Origin of the sequence: Candidatus Protochlamydia sp. W-9 (genome assembly GCF_001950615.1) — a bacterium.
Classification (GTDB): domain Bacteria; phylum Chlamydiota; class Chlamydiia; order Chlamydiales; family Parachlamydiaceae; genus Protochlamydia; species Protochlamydia amoebophila.
Window position 1 is genome coordinate 1 of the sequence record NZ_BCPZ01000222.1, and the last position, 16080, is coordinate 16080.

13 protein-coding genes are annotated in these 16080 nt (G+C 34.3%); 6 read left to right on the top strand and 7 right to left on the bottom strand.

Going from position 1 to position 16080, the window contains the following annotated elements; translation table 11 throughout:
* The first annotated feature begins 57 nt into the window (after positions 1-57).
* From BU804_RS07055 to BU804_RS07070, 4 genes are all read left to right on the top strand, one after another.
* Positions 58-1890 carry a hypothetical protein gene (locus BU804_RS07055; RefSeq protein ID WP_143298950.1) on the top strand — a complete coding sequence of 611 codons (1833 nt, stop codon included), beginning with the start codon at positions 58-60 and terminating at the stop codon, positions 1888-1890.
* 45 nt (positions 1891-1935) lie between these two features.
* A complete protein-coding gene (locus BU804_RS14145) occupies positions 1936-2343 on the top strand; it encodes a hypothetical protein (RefSeq protein WP_075883526.1) in 408 nt (135 codons plus the stop codon).
* A 682-nt stretch (positions 2344-3025) separates the two neighbouring features.
* On the top strand, positions 3026-5413 hold the full coding sequence (locus tag BU804_RS07065; RefSeq protein WP_075883527.1) for a heavy metal translocating P-type ATPase: 2388 nt from the start codon (positions 3026-3028) through the stop codon (positions 5411-5413).
* An 87-nt stretch (positions 5414-5500) separates the two neighbouring features.
* Positions 5501-6169, top strand: a complete 669-nt coding sequence (locus BU804_RS07070) for a dual specificity protein phosphatase family protein (protein ID WP_075883528.1) — start codon at positions 5501-5503, stop codon at positions 6167-6169.
* Positions 6170-6372: 203 nt separating this feature from the next.
* Here the strand turns inward: BU804_RS07070 and tdh are convergent, their stop codons facing one another.
* The 3 genes from tdh to BU804_RS07085 all read right to left on the bottom strand — a co-directional run bounded on the left by tdh (position 6373) and on the right by BU804_RS07085 (position 9959).
* Positions 6373-7401 carry an L-threonine 3-dehydrogenase gene (gene tdh, locus BU804_RS07075; protein ID WP_075883529.1) on the bottom strand — a complete coding sequence of 343 codons (1029 nt, stop codon included), beginning with the start codon at positions 7399-7401 and terminating at the stop codon, positions 6373-6375.
* Between the two features lie 237 nt (positions 7402-7638).
* Positions 7639-8829 (bottom strand): glycine C-acetyltransferase, encoded by a 1191-nt coding sequence (locus tag BU804_RS07080; RefSeq protein ID WP_075883530.1) that lies wholly within the window; start codon positions 8827-8829, stop codon positions 7639-7641.
* Between the two features lie 47 nt (positions 8830-8876).
* Entirely contained in the window at positions 8877-9959 is a 1083-nt protein-coding gene (locus BU804_RS07085) for a thioredoxin domain-containing protein (protein WP_075883531.1), read from the bottom strand.
* A gap of 256 nt (positions 9960-10215) precedes the next feature.
* Here BU804_RS07085 and BU804_RS07090 point away from each other — a divergent pair, with 256 nt between their 5' ends.
* Both BU804_RS07090 and BU804_RS07095 read left to right on the top strand, forming a co-directional pair.
* Entirely contained in the window at positions 10216-11043 is an 828-nt protein-coding gene (locus tag BU804_RS07090) for a hypothetical protein (protein WP_075883532.1), read from the top strand.
* Positions 11044-11220: 177 nt separating this feature from the next.
* On the top strand, positions 11221-11916 hold the full coding sequence (locus tag BU804_RS07095; RefSeq protein WP_075883533.1) for a hypothetical protein: 696 nt from the start codon (positions 11221-11223) through the stop codon (positions 11914-11916).
* Here BU804_RS07095 and BU804_RS07100 read toward each other — a convergent pair.
* The 4 genes from BU804_RS07100 to tsaD form a co-directional block, all read right to left on the bottom strand.
* Complete coding sequence (locus tag BU804_RS07100; protein WP_075883534.1) at positions 11902-12588, bottom strand: ABC transporter ATP-binding protein; 687 nt, start codon at positions 12586-12588, stop codon at positions 11902-11904. The two genes, BU804_RS07095 and BU804_RS07100, sit on opposite strands and share 15 nt — an antisense overlap.
* The gene (locus tag BU804_RS07105) at positions 12589-14721 is read right to left on the bottom strand and encodes an ABC transporter permease (protein WP_075883535.1); all 2133 of its coding nucleotides are present in this window, start codon (positions 14719-14721) and stop codon (positions 12589-12591) included.
* A 25-nt stretch (positions 14722-14746) separates the two neighbouring features.
* Positions 14747-14902 (bottom strand): 50S ribosomal protein L33, encoded by a 156-nt coding sequence (gene rpmG, locus BU804_RS07110; protein WP_011175367.1) that lies wholly within the window; start codon positions 14900-14902, stop codon positions 14747-14749.
* Positions 14903-15020: 118 nt separating this feature from the next.
* Positions 15021-16052, bottom strand: coding sequence for a tRNA (adenosine(37)-N6)-threonylcarbamoyltransferase complex transferase subunit TsaD (gene tsaD, locus BU804_RS07115; RefSeq protein WP_075883536.1), 1032 nt, complete (start codon positions 16050-16052; stop codon positions 15021-15023).
* Between the last annotated feature and the right edge of the window lie 28 nt (positions 16053-16080).

The window sequence follows — 16080 nt, forward strand, 5'->3', positions numbered from 1 at the left end:
GTTGTAAATTGTTTTTGCAAAAAAAATAATTTAATAATTCAAATTTTAGGTTTTTTTATGAATGATCCCAATCCATTTCCTAAGCCTATTAGTTCTTCTCAAAGCTTTGTTTCTGAAAATAATTTTGAGTCAAAAGAATTAAATAAAGAACATCCAGTTGGAGGGCGGTCATACCAGACATTAACAGCCACTCATACTAATGAAACTAATCCAGTCGAGTTAACGGCTACTAAAACAATCAATGCAGCTGAAGATTTAAGTAAAATATCTTTTTGTTCGCAAGTGACTTCAAGCATTCGTGTTGGAAACCCAGATACTTGTCCACCTATTGAAAGCTTAGATAGACGGATTGAACAAATAGAAATAAATACTTTTGGCATTCAGGAATCTCAATCTAATCAATTTTCACATTTTATTGACCTACCGCTAGCAAATAAACGAACAAGAAAATCAAATGAAGATAAGTCTGAATTTGAACAACAAAAAAAATCAGTAAAAACGAGTTCAGATGCGGAAGAGGATCAGCAAGTTAAACTATCGTTAAAACAAATCGTTTCAAATTCAACAACTTTAGAAATTTTAGAAAATTTGTGTGAAAGAGCAGCTAAACATTTTAATATCTCAAATGAAAAGTTACAAATGTTTATTTCAGCCAAAGGAGATTTAAATGCAGTTCATTTACTGGCTGTTTGTAATGAGCGTTTAAATGCAAAATTTAGGGAAGCCGTTCCAATTACAAAACAGGAAATTAATGATGCACATTCCCTATTATTTTCTCCCTTACTTTCTCATTTAAGTGAACAAGAATTAACCCGGCCTATAAATGTTATTAATCCAGCTCCTGCTTTTATATGTAAAAGTTTATTGAATTGTTTGGAATCTATTGAAAATAGAGGGGGATATGCTTCCTCAATAGAGGAAGTAAAAAAGTTTGGTTTGAGTGAACCAAAACCTGAAGGAGCTGTGAAAGCCATTATAGCTAATAACACAGAAGAAGCAATACCAGCTTTTTTAGAAATGCTAAGGGGTATGGGAGAAAATGGGGTTAGTGCTGCCGCTGCTTATGAAAAATATGTAGATGATAAGGTTCAGTATCGAACGCAGCTGCAAAAATTTCCTATCATTGAGTCATCTCAGCTTTTTGGAGGTGGCAATGTAAATGAGGTTTATACTTTAACGGATGAAGGAAAACCTCAATGGATATTTAAACCACTAAATAATTTTAAAAATAATTCTACAATATGCAAGAATGAACAAATGGCATCATGTATAAATTATCACAACCAATTTCAAGTCCCCTTAACAGTATTAATCGATTTGGGAGAAGGCAATGTAGGATCAGCACAATTGTTTGTCCCTGATTGTGTAAAATATGGAAACGTACAAGAAAACGAAAACTTTGGGTTAGATCGTATTGATTTACTAGATTTACAAAAAATGGTTATTTTAGACCTTTTAATTGGAAATACAGATCGCAACGAAGGTAATTTGCTTTTTCAGCGGGAAAATGATCTTTACCATCTTTTTGCAATTGACCATGATCAATGCTTTGCATCCTCACTTAGTCGACCTTTACAACTTTGTTATGACAATCTACCTCAATTAGAAAGAAATTTTTTACCTGAAATAAAAAATTTAATATCTCCAGAAGCAGAAAAAATATATAAGCAGAAAATGGAATCTTTAAATGCATATGAAGAGGACTCATACTTTGAAGAGCAAGAGGAAATAGGAGATGAAAACGAGCAGGAAATGGCTCCTTGTCATGCAATAGAATGGATGGAGTTTGTAATAAAAAAATCCCGTTTGGCTTTCAAAGAAGGCAAGACTCCTATCCAACTTATTCGAACTATTAAGAGTGAATGGGAAAATAGGCTTAGCTTTTATTAAAATATCGAATAAAATAAAATTTGAATAATTAAAGGAGAGAATTTTATGTTTGTTTTAGTAAATCCTAGTTACAGACCGGTAGCCAAGTTAATTCCTGATCAAGAGATTGAAATCTTAGATCCAAAAATGAAAGAGCGGCTAGAATTATCAGGTATTACAGTGGATAAATCTTTTAAAAATAAATATCAAACTAATTGGCAGGTTTATCCAAAAGATGGCAAAGCTGTTTTTGCAAAAGCGTTTAAATTATTTTATTTCGTGCATGGCCTGCAGCAACAAAACTATCGGTGGGAAGGGCCTGAGGCTCTCGAAAGACTAGCATTAGAAAAACTCGATTCAAAAGAATTGGCTCTACATATCATCGATATTCATATGAAAACTCAAAGATCAAAAGATAAAATTTATGATTTAAGGGAAGCCCATCTTAAAAATTGCGAGCTGACCTATGACTAAGTAAATAAAAATTAATTGAATCTAGCCTCAATTTTTTTAATTATTTATAAAAATGAAAAAAGTAGAGCTTTTCAGGGCTCTACTTGAATCAGAGTTGAATCAGAGTTACAAGAATGCGGCAAAACTCTCTAAATAAACTTTAATTTTGACCTCATCAAGTAGATTAATGATGATATTTTTATGTTTTCCTATTACCATTTTTTCTATTCAATCATTTATGCCTTGTTTAAAGCCTATGTCAATATGGATTTTCTTTATTTCTTTTTTGAACTCTGGGGTAGTGCTAAATAGGTAAGGCTCCCAATTGTCTATTGAATAGTCCTAAACATGTCATGTCAACTAAAAAATTTTATTTTTCTAATGTAAATGGCTTTCTTATAAGGTTTTCATCATACGAAGATCTAAAAAAACATTAACATGCCCAAGTTGCAGCTCGACGACAATCAAAAAAAGTGGCCATATTCATAACGGAAAGTAGAATCATCCATCTCTTGACTTTCGACGCTAGTTTGTCATAGTTTCTCAAAATAAAATGATTAATGAAGAGAGTCGCTAAGTAACATGTAAATTTTAATTTAAAATACTATATTTCATCGTAAATGAAATGATGCGGTCAACAAATGAAGTGTGTGTTAGTGTTTAAATTAATTTTTTAAATGAATAACTATTTTAACAAAACTCTATGACATCTGAATGTTTACTTTGTCAAAGCCCTATTAATCTTGTCTTCTATAAAGATGGAGAAAAAACATTTTGCTGCGCGGGGTGTCAAACTGTGCATCAAATTCTTGCCACTCAACAAGCGTTAAATAATGTTAGTGAACACCCTTTGTTTAAGCAAGCTTTGAAATCAGGTTTGATCGCCAATCCACGCCTTTTGGAAGAAATTAATAGTCAGAAAATAGGAGAGAAAGAGACGCTTGAAAAGCTACATTTAGAAATTCACGATATGTGGTGTCCATCTTGTGCAGAAGTTATCAAGCTGACTCTTTTGAAAGAATGGGGGATTACTTATTGCTACGTTGATTATACAACAGATTTAGCTACGATCGAATATGCTCCTGTTCATACCACAAAAGAAAGAATTTTAAAACTCATCTCAAATTTGGGATATCGTCCAAATTTTTTGCAGGATCCTCGCCAACAAGTGTTGAGTCGAACTTTATCCCTTCGTTTTGTTATCGCAGCATTTTTCTCAATGAATATTATGATGTTTGCTTATCCAATTTATGTCAGTTTTTTTAATGAACAAGCAGAAGGATATGCCCAATTATTTGCTTGGCTTTCTTTGATAGGGGCACTACCCGTTTTAACCTATAGTGCTTGGCCAATATGGAAGAGATTTTATACTGGTGCGAAAGTAGGGTTATGGGGAATGGAGGCTTTAGTTATTTTGGGTGTAGCTGCAGCGACAGGACTATCTATTTATGAAATGTGGAGGGGGAGTTCGTATGTTTATTTTGATTCGATGACAGTTATCATTGTTTTCGTCTTGTTAGGAAAAATGATTGAGTCAAAAGCTAAATTTTCTGCTAAAGATTCACTTGTTCAATTGACAAGAGCGCTACCAAGACGCGGAAGAAAAAAAATCTCTGCAACAAAAAATGAGTTTGTCTCTTTAAAAGAGATCCACATAGGAGATTTTCTGGTTGTTTTGAGTGGTGAGAAAATTGTACTGGACGGAATTGTTGAAGAAGGAGAGGGGATTTGCAATGAATCTATAATGACAGGAGAGGCTTTACCCGTTCCTAAAAATGTTGGGGTGAATGTTTTAGCTGGAACGATTTTGCAACAGGGATTTTTGGTTATTAAAGTGACTGCTACTTCTGAACAAACTGCCCTCTTTCAAATTGTTGAAATGGTAGAGCAAGATATTGGTCATAAAGCTCAGTATGTACGAACCATTGACTCGATTGTCAAATGGTTTGTTCCGTTTGTTTTATGTTTAGCGATTGGGGTTTTTGTTTACTGCTTACTATTTAACCAACAAGATTTTGATCAAACCTCTTTACAATCCGGAATTATTCGTGCTGTATCTGTTTTACTGATTTCATGTCCATGTGCTATTGGAATTGCTGTTCCTTTAGTAGAATCTCAATTACTAAATGCATTTGCTAAGCTCGGAGTGATTATTCGCAATCGAGCTTGTTTAGCTTTACTCGGTAAAGAAACAACCTTAGTTTGTGATAAAACAGGAACTGTTACAGAAGGAAAATATACTATTTTAAGTGGCTATGAAAAGCTTTCTTTAGAAGAAAAAAGTGTTTTAAAAGCGTTAGTTTCTCATTCGAATCATCCCATCGCTCGATCAGTTGATCAAGCTATTATTAATTTTGAAGAGAGCCACATTGAAAAAATCGAAGAGATTATCGGAAGAGGAATTAGGGGGTATCAAGGAACAACCCCCTATTATTTTGGGTCAGCCATTTTTTTACAACAACAGGGGATATCAACTCCTTTAGTTCATTTGAGAAAAAATATGGAGGCTCAAACGACAGTCTTTTTTGCTAAGCAAAATATTTGTTTAGCTGCTATTCATTTGGGAGATCGTATTCAGCCAGAAGTACAAACGTTGATTCAATCTTTAAAAGGGATAAAAACATTGCTATTGTCAGGAGACTCTTCACTAGCTGTTGAAGCCGTTGCTCGATTGTGCGGATTTCAAGAATGGTTTGCAGAGTATCACCCACTTCAAAAAAGAGAATTGATAGAAAAGCTAAAAAAACAGGGAGAAATTGTGATGATGATTGGGGATGGAATCAATGACGCTCCGGCTTTGACAGCTTCTCATGTAGGCGTTGCCGTTATGTCGGCGACTGATATTTCGATTCAGGTTTCTGATATTCTTTTAACAACCAATCGTTTACAAATATTACAAAAAATGCATCACTTGGCTAAAAAAGGACATAAAATTATTAAGCAAAATTTATTTTGGGCTTTTTTTTACAATTGCATTGGTTTAGGATTAGCTGTTTACGGATCCTTAACTCCACTATTTGCGGCTTTTGCCATGGTGATGAGTAGCTTACTTGTTTTAATTAATTCTAAAAGAGTCTATTTAAATAGATAGATATTCATTAAATTCTTCCATTAAAATGATTGATTCTTATCAATTAAAATTACAAAAGAATTAAATTTAATTGTTTAGGGGGAAATCATGCTCATTTCGTCTTTTTCAGTAAATACGCTCGAAGATTTGCCTAATACAAGAGATGTAGAAAGTCAAAAGCAATGTCCTGAAATTGTCACGAATTTATTTCTTTCATCTGTCGTTGAAGCTGAAAATTTATCTCTTCTACAAAAAAAGAAAATTACCCATATCTTAAATTTGACTGGTACTATAAAAGGGCAAAACGAAGCGCGCTATCCTAATAAATTCATTCAAAGTTTTACTTACAAGCACCTTATGATACCCGATGAAATGGATACAAATATTTCTCAACATTTTGTGGAGCTTCATCAATTTATTAAAGAGGGAACCATTGGTAAACATAAGGTTTTAGTTCATTGTGAGGCTGGTATTTCCCGATCTAGTGCGGTGGTAATTTCTTATTTGATGAAAGAACATAGTTTAAATTTAAAAGATGCTTATATACACGTGAGGAGCAAAAAAGAAAATATAGGGCCTAATCAAAGTTTTTTTCAACAATTAATAAACTACGAAGAGTTTTTATTTAATACGCACTCTTATTCGATGATGGAGTATTTAACCGATCAACTATTGACGGGAGCTGCTGCTGGTTTTTCAAAAAATGCAATTCAGAATGCCCTTAAAAAAGCAAATATGGATATAAACTTAGCTATTGCCAATTTATTTAGTTTTTAATTAACAAAATTAAATTATTGTTAAGCTTGTTAAAAAAATATTATTTTATTTATGAATTAGATAAAAAATTTGTTGGAATTGCTTTGATACAGACAAGTTTTTTAAAAAATTCGCTGTTTTTTCATCCTCTTTTGGACACAATAATTTTTTAATTATTAATAATTATTTTGTAAACTGCATCAAAATTTTATGCAGGGGAAAGGTTAAACCCAATCAAGAATCACTTTGCCTGATTGGCCTGATATCATCACATCAAATCCTTTTTCAAAATTATCAACTGAAAAATGATGGGTAATAATGGGAGCTAAATTTAAGCCAATTTCCAGAAGGTGAACCATCTGATACCAGGTTGAGAAAATTTCTCTTCCATAAATCCCTTTTAAAGTTAACATTTTAAAAATAACTAAATTCCAGTCAATAGAAGTAGCTGGTGGAAGAATACCAAGTAACGCGATGTTTCCTCCATGTCGAATTTTTTCTGTTAAAGTTTTTAGTCCGTCAGGATGGCCAGACATCTCAAGCCCAACTGTAAAGCCATACTTGATTCCTAGAGATTGCATAAAATTATCTAAAGATTCTTGGTTAACATTAATAGCATGCGAGACACCCATAGTTCTTGCAAGGTCTAGACGATAATCGTTCACATCTGTGATAACAATATGTCTTGCACCAGCTTGTTTAGCAATGGCGGCTGCCATGATTCCAATTGGGCCAGCACCTGTAATAAGAACATCTTCACCAATAAGATTAAAGGCGAGCGTAGTATGGACAGCATTTCCGTAAGGATCGAAGATGGCGCCTAAATCATCAGAAATGGAAGGGGGTAGAGAAAAAACATTTTCTGCAGGAAGAACAAAATATTCAGCAAAACAGCCAGAAATATGATAACCTAGCCCTTTCGTGTGCATGCAGACATGCTTACGACCCATGCGGCAATTTGGGCATTGATTACAAACGATATGTCCTTCCCCGCATACTCGTTCTCCAATTTTAAATCCTTTAACATTTTTTCCAAATTCCGCTATTTCACCGATAAATTCATGGCCAATCACCAAAGGCACAGGAACATTTTTCTGCGCCCAAGCATCCCATTTATAAATATGAACATCGGTGCCACAGATGGATGTTTTAATTGTTTTAATCAGAACTTCATCATCTTTCACATGCGACGGTATTGGCAAATTTTCCATCCAAAGACCGGGAGCTGATATTTTCTTGACTAAACCTTTCATAAAAAGACCTTCAATGTGATTTTTTGAGGAGAGACAATTATAGTCAGCATACGAAATGATTACAAATTCATTTCACTTTGCAATCAGAAATTAAAATAATTTACTTGCAAAACGAGGAGGTCAAAAGGAGGATGATAGGATTGGAGTGAAGCAAAAGATATCACTGCTAGAATTGGGATAAAATTCCAAACTCTAGGTTAATGAAATATAGTTTGATTTAGGCTATAGCTTCGGTTATTAAGAAATGATCTTAAGTTCTTTTCCTACTTTTTCAAAAGCTTGAATGGCTTGATCTAAATTTTCTCGCGTATGATTGGCACACATTTGTGTGCGAATACGAGCTTTACCTTGGGGAACAACTGGATAAGCAAACCCAATCACGTAAACTTCTTGTTCTAACATTTTGGCCGCAAAATTTTGGGCAAGTTTAGCATCTCCTAGCATAATAGGAATAATAGGATGAGAGCCAGGAATAAGGTTAAAGCCAAGAGCAGTCATTTTTTCTCGAAAGTAGAGCGCATTAGCCTTTAGTTTTTCTCGTCGATCATCAGACTTTTCAATCAAATCTAATACAGTTAAAGAAGCAGCAGCAATGCTAGGAGCTAGGGTGTTAGAAAATAGGTAAGGTCTCGAGCGCTGTCTTAACCAATCGATTAAAGGTTTGCGGCCCGAAGTATATCCACCAAGTGCTCCTCCAAGAGCTTTTCCAAGGGTTCCTGTGATCAAATCGACGCGACCCATGACATCGCAAAACTCAGGAGTTCCCTTTCCTTTTGCTCCCATGAAGCCAACTGCATGACAGTCATCCACCATGACAAGGGCTTGATATTCATCCGCTAAATCGCAGATGACTCTTAAATTCGCAATTGTTCCATCCATTGAAAAGACACCATCTGTTGCAATCAAACGGAAGCGCGAGTCTTTAGCTACTTTCAGTTGTTGCTCTAAGCTAGTCATGTCATTCGTGTCGTAACGCAAACGTTTTGCTTTGGATAATCGAATTCCATCAATAATACTAGCATGATTTAGAGCATCACTAATGACGGCATCTTCAGCACTAAGGAGTGTTTCGAAAAGACCCCCATTAGCATCAAAACAAGAGCAATAAAGGATTGTATCATCTGTTTCTAAAAATTGAGAAAGACGCCTTTCTAGCTGTTTGTGTACAGTTTGGGTTCCACAGATAAATCTCACAGAGGAGAGCCCAAAGCCATAGTCTGAATAGCTGTTTTCAGCTGCTTGAATAATTTCGGGGTGATTTGCAAGACCTAAATAATTATTAGAACAAAAATTTAAAACCTCTTTTCCGCCAGCAATAGTAATTTTAGCATCTTGAGGTGAAGTAATTTCTTGCTCTTGTTTATATAAACCTTGTGTTTTTAAATCTTCAAGTTGGGTTTCAATATGTGATAAAAAATTTTCATCCATAGCTGTTTTATTTCAGTAGTTTTTTTTTATTAAATTATTAATCATATTTATTTACTAGTTCCTTCATGACTTTGGCTTAAAGTCTGAATAGCATTTAACACGTTCTGATCACTAATTTCATCAGTTCCTTCGAATTTGATGACTTGATTCGTTTTTGTGTTAGTAACAATAATCGTTGGTGTAGCGGAAAGATCATATTTTTTAACAACCTTATCAAAAAATTCCATTCCAGCTTTAACATCTAAGAAACTCAATTCTTTAAAGGGAATGTGATAAGCTTTAACAGCCTTAACAACATCATTGTCATGAGGAGTTTCTGTTTTTTCAGTTAGCTGAGAGAGAACTTCTCTGGCTTTTAAATAATTGGATTTAGCATTTACTAAAAAAGCTAAGTTATAGGGAGTATAATTCATACTTTTATTATGAATTGGGTAATCCACGAAAAATAAGGCAGCTTGATTTTGGATGTCTGGCAAAATTTTTTCTATTTGCGTTTCGATTTTTTTGCATGAGGGGCAAAACCAATCGGTGACAAAATAAACTTCGACAGGGCTTGTTTTAGAGCCAAACATTAAGCGATTTTTCATATCCGCAATAGCATCTTCTGCCGCATCAACTTTTGAGATCCCTACAAATGCCATGAGAAATCCTAAAATGATAAATGATAAAGAGAGTAAACCTTGTTTGATTTTAGTCATAAATTCCCTTTGCTGAATAGCAGAGTAAAAAGTTTTAAAGTAAGGGAGGGCTCTTGCGATGCAAGCGATAGTTACCGTAAGTGCAATGCTCAGGCAAACTGGGCACCAATGTCCTATCTCATATTTTTGAATCAAAATAAACATGATTTCAGCGCCAAATGCAGCAGCTAGAGACCAACTTGTTAATTTTGAAAGACTAGGAAATTTTTTAGAAAAAAAATGAATTGCTAGCATAGCAGGAAAAAAAGCCATTCCTGCTAACGCGAATGGCATTCCAAAAAGTCGATATTCCTGATTAGCAGAACAATGTTCAACGCATAGCTCAAGCCAAGATAAAATAGATAAAATAAGACCGGAAATTAAAGACAAGCTTACAATCCAAAAATTTCGCTGGCTAAATGAATTTGAAGTCGACGTTAATTGTGTATGCATTGCATTAACCTACTAAAAATTAGATTGGTATTTGTATTTCGTATACAGTGATTTTATAATTCTAAACTTAAACTTTATCATTATTAGTAATCACGCAACATCTGTCAAGAATTTTTTTGGAAACAAGTTAATTAGTTTTTTATATAAAATTTAAAAAAAAAACAAATTTTGTTTAATATTGATATCGTAAAAAGGCTTGTTAAACAATTATTTTAATGCTATAATTACTTATTAATTTTTAAAAAGGGGAGTTAACATGTCAATTCCTGCCAATTTAAGCATCGTTCCTACTGGAAATGGCACACGACTATTAGAAAATAGTGAAATACATACAGAAGCACAGCAAACATCTGATGTGCAAGTTCCTTATGTATTAAGGATTCCTTTAAATTTAGCTAAGGGTGGTGTAGCTGGCTTTTTGGCGTACGGAATGGAGCGCATTCTCGTCTGGATTAAATTTGTTGAATATAGTCAACCTGTGACTTGTTTTCCTTATGTGTTATCTGGAATAGCAAGCGCTGCCATTATTGAATCTGCATACTTAACACATCTCGTTGCTTTAAAATTAATTGGAGAGCGTTCAATTTATGAAAATTTGCCTGAAAGGAAATCTAACCTTGTAGATAAATTAAGAAAGGGTTCGTGGTCAGTTGTTCGTTTTGGAGAAGACATAGAAAAAAAAGTAGACGCAGTTTTTTCTTATACGTTAAAAATTCGGACGAAGCAACAAATTTTGGATTGCCACATAAAAGATAACGATTTAGTTTTTTTAGAAATTTTTCGCCGCGTATTGATTGAACAAGTTAAAGAATCTTTCGTTACCTCAATTCCTCAAGAGTTGGGAATAGGATTAGTAAAAAAATGTGGCTATATTTTTGTCGGTGGCGAACTCATTTTAAGTATGCACATTTTACAATTTATCAATGGCTTAGTAGATAAATTTACGGCTGTTCATAACAAAATACGAGCAGAGGAAGAAGAACTGGCTAAACAAGCATCTCAGACTAATGGGCAATCCGACTCTACAAAAGAACAAGCCATAGTAGCGAACATTCAGCACATAGAACTAGAGCAAGCTGTTTAGCTTATTGTTTAAAATTTTATATCAATCGCTAGATTCATAGATTAAACTTTTTAGCTAATTTATAGTGCTCAAAAATCTTATTGTAAAATTTTTCTTGAATAAAAAATTCTAAGATTGCAAAAAAAAATATTCTCAAGTAAGTTAACAGCACAAAAAATTTTAGTAAAAAAATCATTTATGATTGATTCTATTAATCGTGTTATTACAACTCCTAGTTATTTATATAACCAAGTCGAATCTGTCGGGTTAGCCGCCGTGGCTGGAGGGACGTATGGTTTAGTTGGTCGGAAGATTTTCCCTAAAACTGGAATTAATCCTATTAATTACGCTGTCTGGTTTATTGTTGCTTTTCAGATAAAAAAAGTCTTTGAACAATGGGAATTACAAGCATTTCAAACTTTAAATGCTAAATTTTCGCCAGAGATACTTGAAAGCAATTTTATTAAACAAACCCGTTATTATTATCAAATTGGAAATTACCTTAAAGATATTGTGTTGAGCAAAATCGATTTATGCTTTTCCTATGTTTTTGCTATTCGATGTTGTCATTTAGTAACACAAGAAAATGTACAGGATGCTTCCTTTCTTGAGATGTGTCGTTTTCGTATCTGGAATGTATTTAAATCTACGATAATTGATAATGCAAGTTTTGCTATTGCAAGAATTGTGACGCATCATTTAGGATTCGCTTTGCCAATGCATACATCGATTCCTATTTTTTTAGCTATTGAAACGATTATTCAGAATATTATTCTCGTTCCTTTAATCTATAAATATATGGATTTTTGTAACCATCTTGATTTAGATGTAAATTTATTTTCCACGGCTTCTGAAAGAGCCATCATTTTCAAACGCCAATTACCGGCGATATAAGCGACCGTTAATAAGCTCATATTGAGACGAACAAAGTTTGGCTAATTCTAGATCATGAGTAACTAAAACAAGAGCTTTTTGTTGCCCGTGAATAAATTTTAGTAAAATATCATGCATGAGATGAGCAGTTTGTCTGTCGAGATTACCTGAAGGTTCATCTGCAAAGATTAATTTAGGATCATTGCACATAGCTCTAGCTAATGCAATTCGTTGTTTTTCACCGCCAGACAAAAGTTTTGTATGAAAATGAGCACGTTCTTGAAGTCCAACTTGATGAAGAAGTTCCATCCCTCGTTGTTCTGTCAAACTTCCTTTTGCGACAGATTTTCTTCCAATGCGTGCAGGCATCAAAACATTTTCTAAGGCTGTATAATCTTCAAGTAAGTGAAACGATTGAAAAACAAATCCAATTAATTCGTTTCTTATTTGAGATTTATTTGAAGAGGAAATTACCTGATTATCGATTGTTAAAGTTCCTGAACAAGGTTGTTCGAGTGTACCTAAAATTTGTAATAATGTACTTTTTCCTTCTCCCGATCTTCCTACAATCGCCACCGATTCTCCCATTCGAACTTGAAGAGAAACGCTTTGTAGAATTTTTACTCGCACAGGATGATAGAAGTTCTTTTGAATATCATGAGCTTCAAGAATTAAGGTTGAATGAGAATCCATTTAACTCCCAGATCTTAGAATTTGAGAGGGTTTTAAAAGACAAGCCTTGGCAGCAGGTACAATACCTGCTAGTAAAGAAATCATACAAGTCGCCCCTAAAACAAAAAATAATGCTTCATAACTAATTTCATATGTTAACATTTGTCCATAAAAAGAAGCGTTAAGCATATCATGTCCTTGCAAACGACTTAAAAAGGCAATGAGAGTGCTTAAATAACTTAAAGTCAGTATAGCAGCTCCAATTCCAATTAAACTTCCTAGGATACCAATTACTCCACCTGCAAATCCAAATATAAGGGCAATACTTTTTGAAGAAGCTCCCATTGAACGAAGAATTCCGATCTCAACTTTTTTATCATTTACTAAAATAACGAGCATAGAAATGATATTAGAACAGGCCACGAGAATAATAACCACGGCAATCAACATAAAAATATTTTTTTGACTCTGAAGCTCTTGAATAATTTCTTTTGTAAATTCGTATTCTTTATAAGTTTGTATATCCCAGTAACGATTGATCCCATTCTTTTGAAAAGCCTTTAATAAAGCGCCTTTCACTTCATCTGCTTGGCTTAAATGATCGAAACGAACGTTAATTCCATTCGTTAAACTAGATTTATCATCTTGATTATGAGATGCTCGAATAATGGAGGTGATTTCTGGGTTGGCTAAAACAAATTTATTACCAATTGGAATAATCCCTGGATCATAAAATCCTGCAACATAAATTGGAAGACGCTGTTCTTGCAAAAGGCTTGCAGTCGCAGCAAAATAGCTTAAGTGTCCTCGATCGCCAATCAAAACTCCAGCTTCTCTGAAACTTTTAGGTAAAATCACCCCTCCGCCTATATCCGAATCCGAGGGAAGAATAAAATTTGAATTTGCGGATGATTGATAAATCCAGAAGGGGTTGCCAAAGTTTTTATTGGTAGGTTTTAACTCCGCAGAGGCAATTTCTAGTCCTCGATAAGGGGCATTTCCTTTTAAAATATCACCTTGAATAGGCACGGTTATCTCAAAAGTAAGATCATCTAATCGTTTGGCTCGTTCGATTGAAGAGGAGATTAAATGAGCTTCAAAAGAATTCCCACTAGCGTAAGTGATAGGAATTTTTGTTAGATCATTAAAAACAGTTTGATTTTTTCCATAAAATATTGCTTTTCCTTCATTGAGATGCAATTGTCCCAGAATCGTTTCTAAACCTTGGTCTTCAAGAGACTTTTGAATTTGCATGCATTTTTCAGATTGGGCAGGAACAACAATTCGTAAAATATGATTCTCTTTAGTAACAGCACATCCTTGCCAATGGGCTTTTAAAGGAAACAAAGATTTCGGAATTGTCCAACCAAATGATTTAGCTTGTAGTTGATTGATCACGACATGATCAAAAAAATTTCTTAATCTTTTTTGCAGTATCGTTTGAGGAAAAGGAGTTTTTTCATCTGGATTATCTTCATGATTCTCTGCAAAAGGAATCAATTGTAAATAATTATTAAGGTCTTTTGATTCGATAGGTAAAAAAGTTTGGCCAATTTTGGAGTTATTTGCTTCAAAGTTACCTAAGTAGGTTGGATAAGCTAAATACGATTGCGTTGCACCTCCATAAAAGTTGTGTGCATGCAAAACGGACATGTCTCTTTGAAGGCGAAGTTTAATATGGCTAGCTGTTAATTCAAAGTCTTGAGCATATAAGCCAGGTATTTTCTTCAGATCCTGAATCGAATTGAAAGCTAATTTAACAAGGTCTTTTAGGGAGCCATCAGATTGGCGATCTGGAGTCTGCCAGTGAGAAGGAATTTCTTCATCATAATCTTTATCGTAAGGATCTGTGAACTGTGATTCGTTCTTTTCCCGTATTGTTTTGTGACTATAACCGGAATTTTCGCTTAAACTATCAATTTGATAATAGTAAGAGTGGTAATAAGCATCGGTAGGAGTAATTCGAACAGGTGCGGTTAAAGTAGTGAGTTTATAAATCCAATTTTTTTCTAGGCCATTGGTAACGGAGAAAAAAACAATGATTAACCAGACTACTAGGCTAATGACTAAAATAGAGATGATACTTATAATGGAAACAGAGAGCTGTCGCCGGCGGGGAATAAGATATTTGCAGGCGACAGAAAGCTCAAACATGTTTTATGTACCAAAAGTAAAAAAATTACTTTGTTTCTTTAAATTCTACTCTCTCTCGTACGACTGGATCATATTTAACTAATGTTAGACGTCCTGGAGTTGAAGTTTTATTTTTTGATGTGTAGTAATGATAGTGACTTTTCGAACTTTTCATTTTAATGTTTTCACGTTTGCTGGCCATTGATTAGCTCCATCCATGGGGTTTTTCTTAAGATTGTTAATCTTAACTTAATAAATGTTTAAATTCAATAGTCGAAATAAGAATATTTGTAACTTTTCAGTTTGTTTATGCGCAAAATTTATTCTTTTACGGATTGTAAAGGGGTTCGTGTTAATGGTTCTAAATCCATAGAATCACTTTTGTTTTGTAATTGATAACGGTAGTATCCAAGACCTGCGATCATGGCAGCATTATCTAAACTTAAACCGGCAGAAGGCCATATGTAGTTTAAGTTTGAATTGGCCACGGAAAATGATTTTCTTAAGTAACAATTATTCGTTACACCCCCCCCAAATAAGAGAGTATTGACACCATATTGTTTTGCAGCCAATAGAGATTTTTTCACAATATCACTGCAAGCGGCTTCTTGAAAACTTGCTGCGATATCTTGAGTCATTTCGGAGGATAAAAGAACTGTCTCTTTAAGCGCTTTAGGATCTTTGATAGCATAAAGGACTGCTGTTTTTAGTCCGCTGAAAGAAAAATCCAAAGGGCGGTCTTTCACTTGTCCAGCTTTAAAATTAAATTTAACAGAACGACCATGCCTTGCTAAATTCTCTATTTCTGGTCCACCGGGATAGGGTAGATTAAGCATCTTAGCGACTTTATCAAAAGCTTCTCCAACAGCATCATCTACAGTTTGTCCGATAAGTTCGTATTGGCCGATTTGTTTAATTAAAACAAGAGCAGTATGACCGCCAGACAGAACGACGCCTAAACAAGGAAATTGAACATCTTGAGGGTGTGACATAATTGCTGCATATAAATGAGCTTCCACGTGATTAATGCCAATAAAAGGTTTTCGAAGGGCTAAAGCGAGTGCTTTAGCAGTATTTAAACCAATCAGTAAAGCTCCAATTAACCCTGGGCCATTTGCAACCGCAATTAAATCAATTTGTTCAAGTGTTAATTTTGCTTGATTAAGAGCTTGATCAATGACTGGAATGATTAGATCAATATGCCTTCGACAAGCCAGTTCAGGGACAACGCCTCCGTATTCTTTGTGTAAATCAATTTGAGAAGCAACAACGTTTGACAAAATATCTTTTCCATGACGAACGATGGCACACGCTGTTTCATCACAAGTACTTTCTATTCCCAAAACTAACATAAGGTCTAAACTATTTCATTTTTGTGGG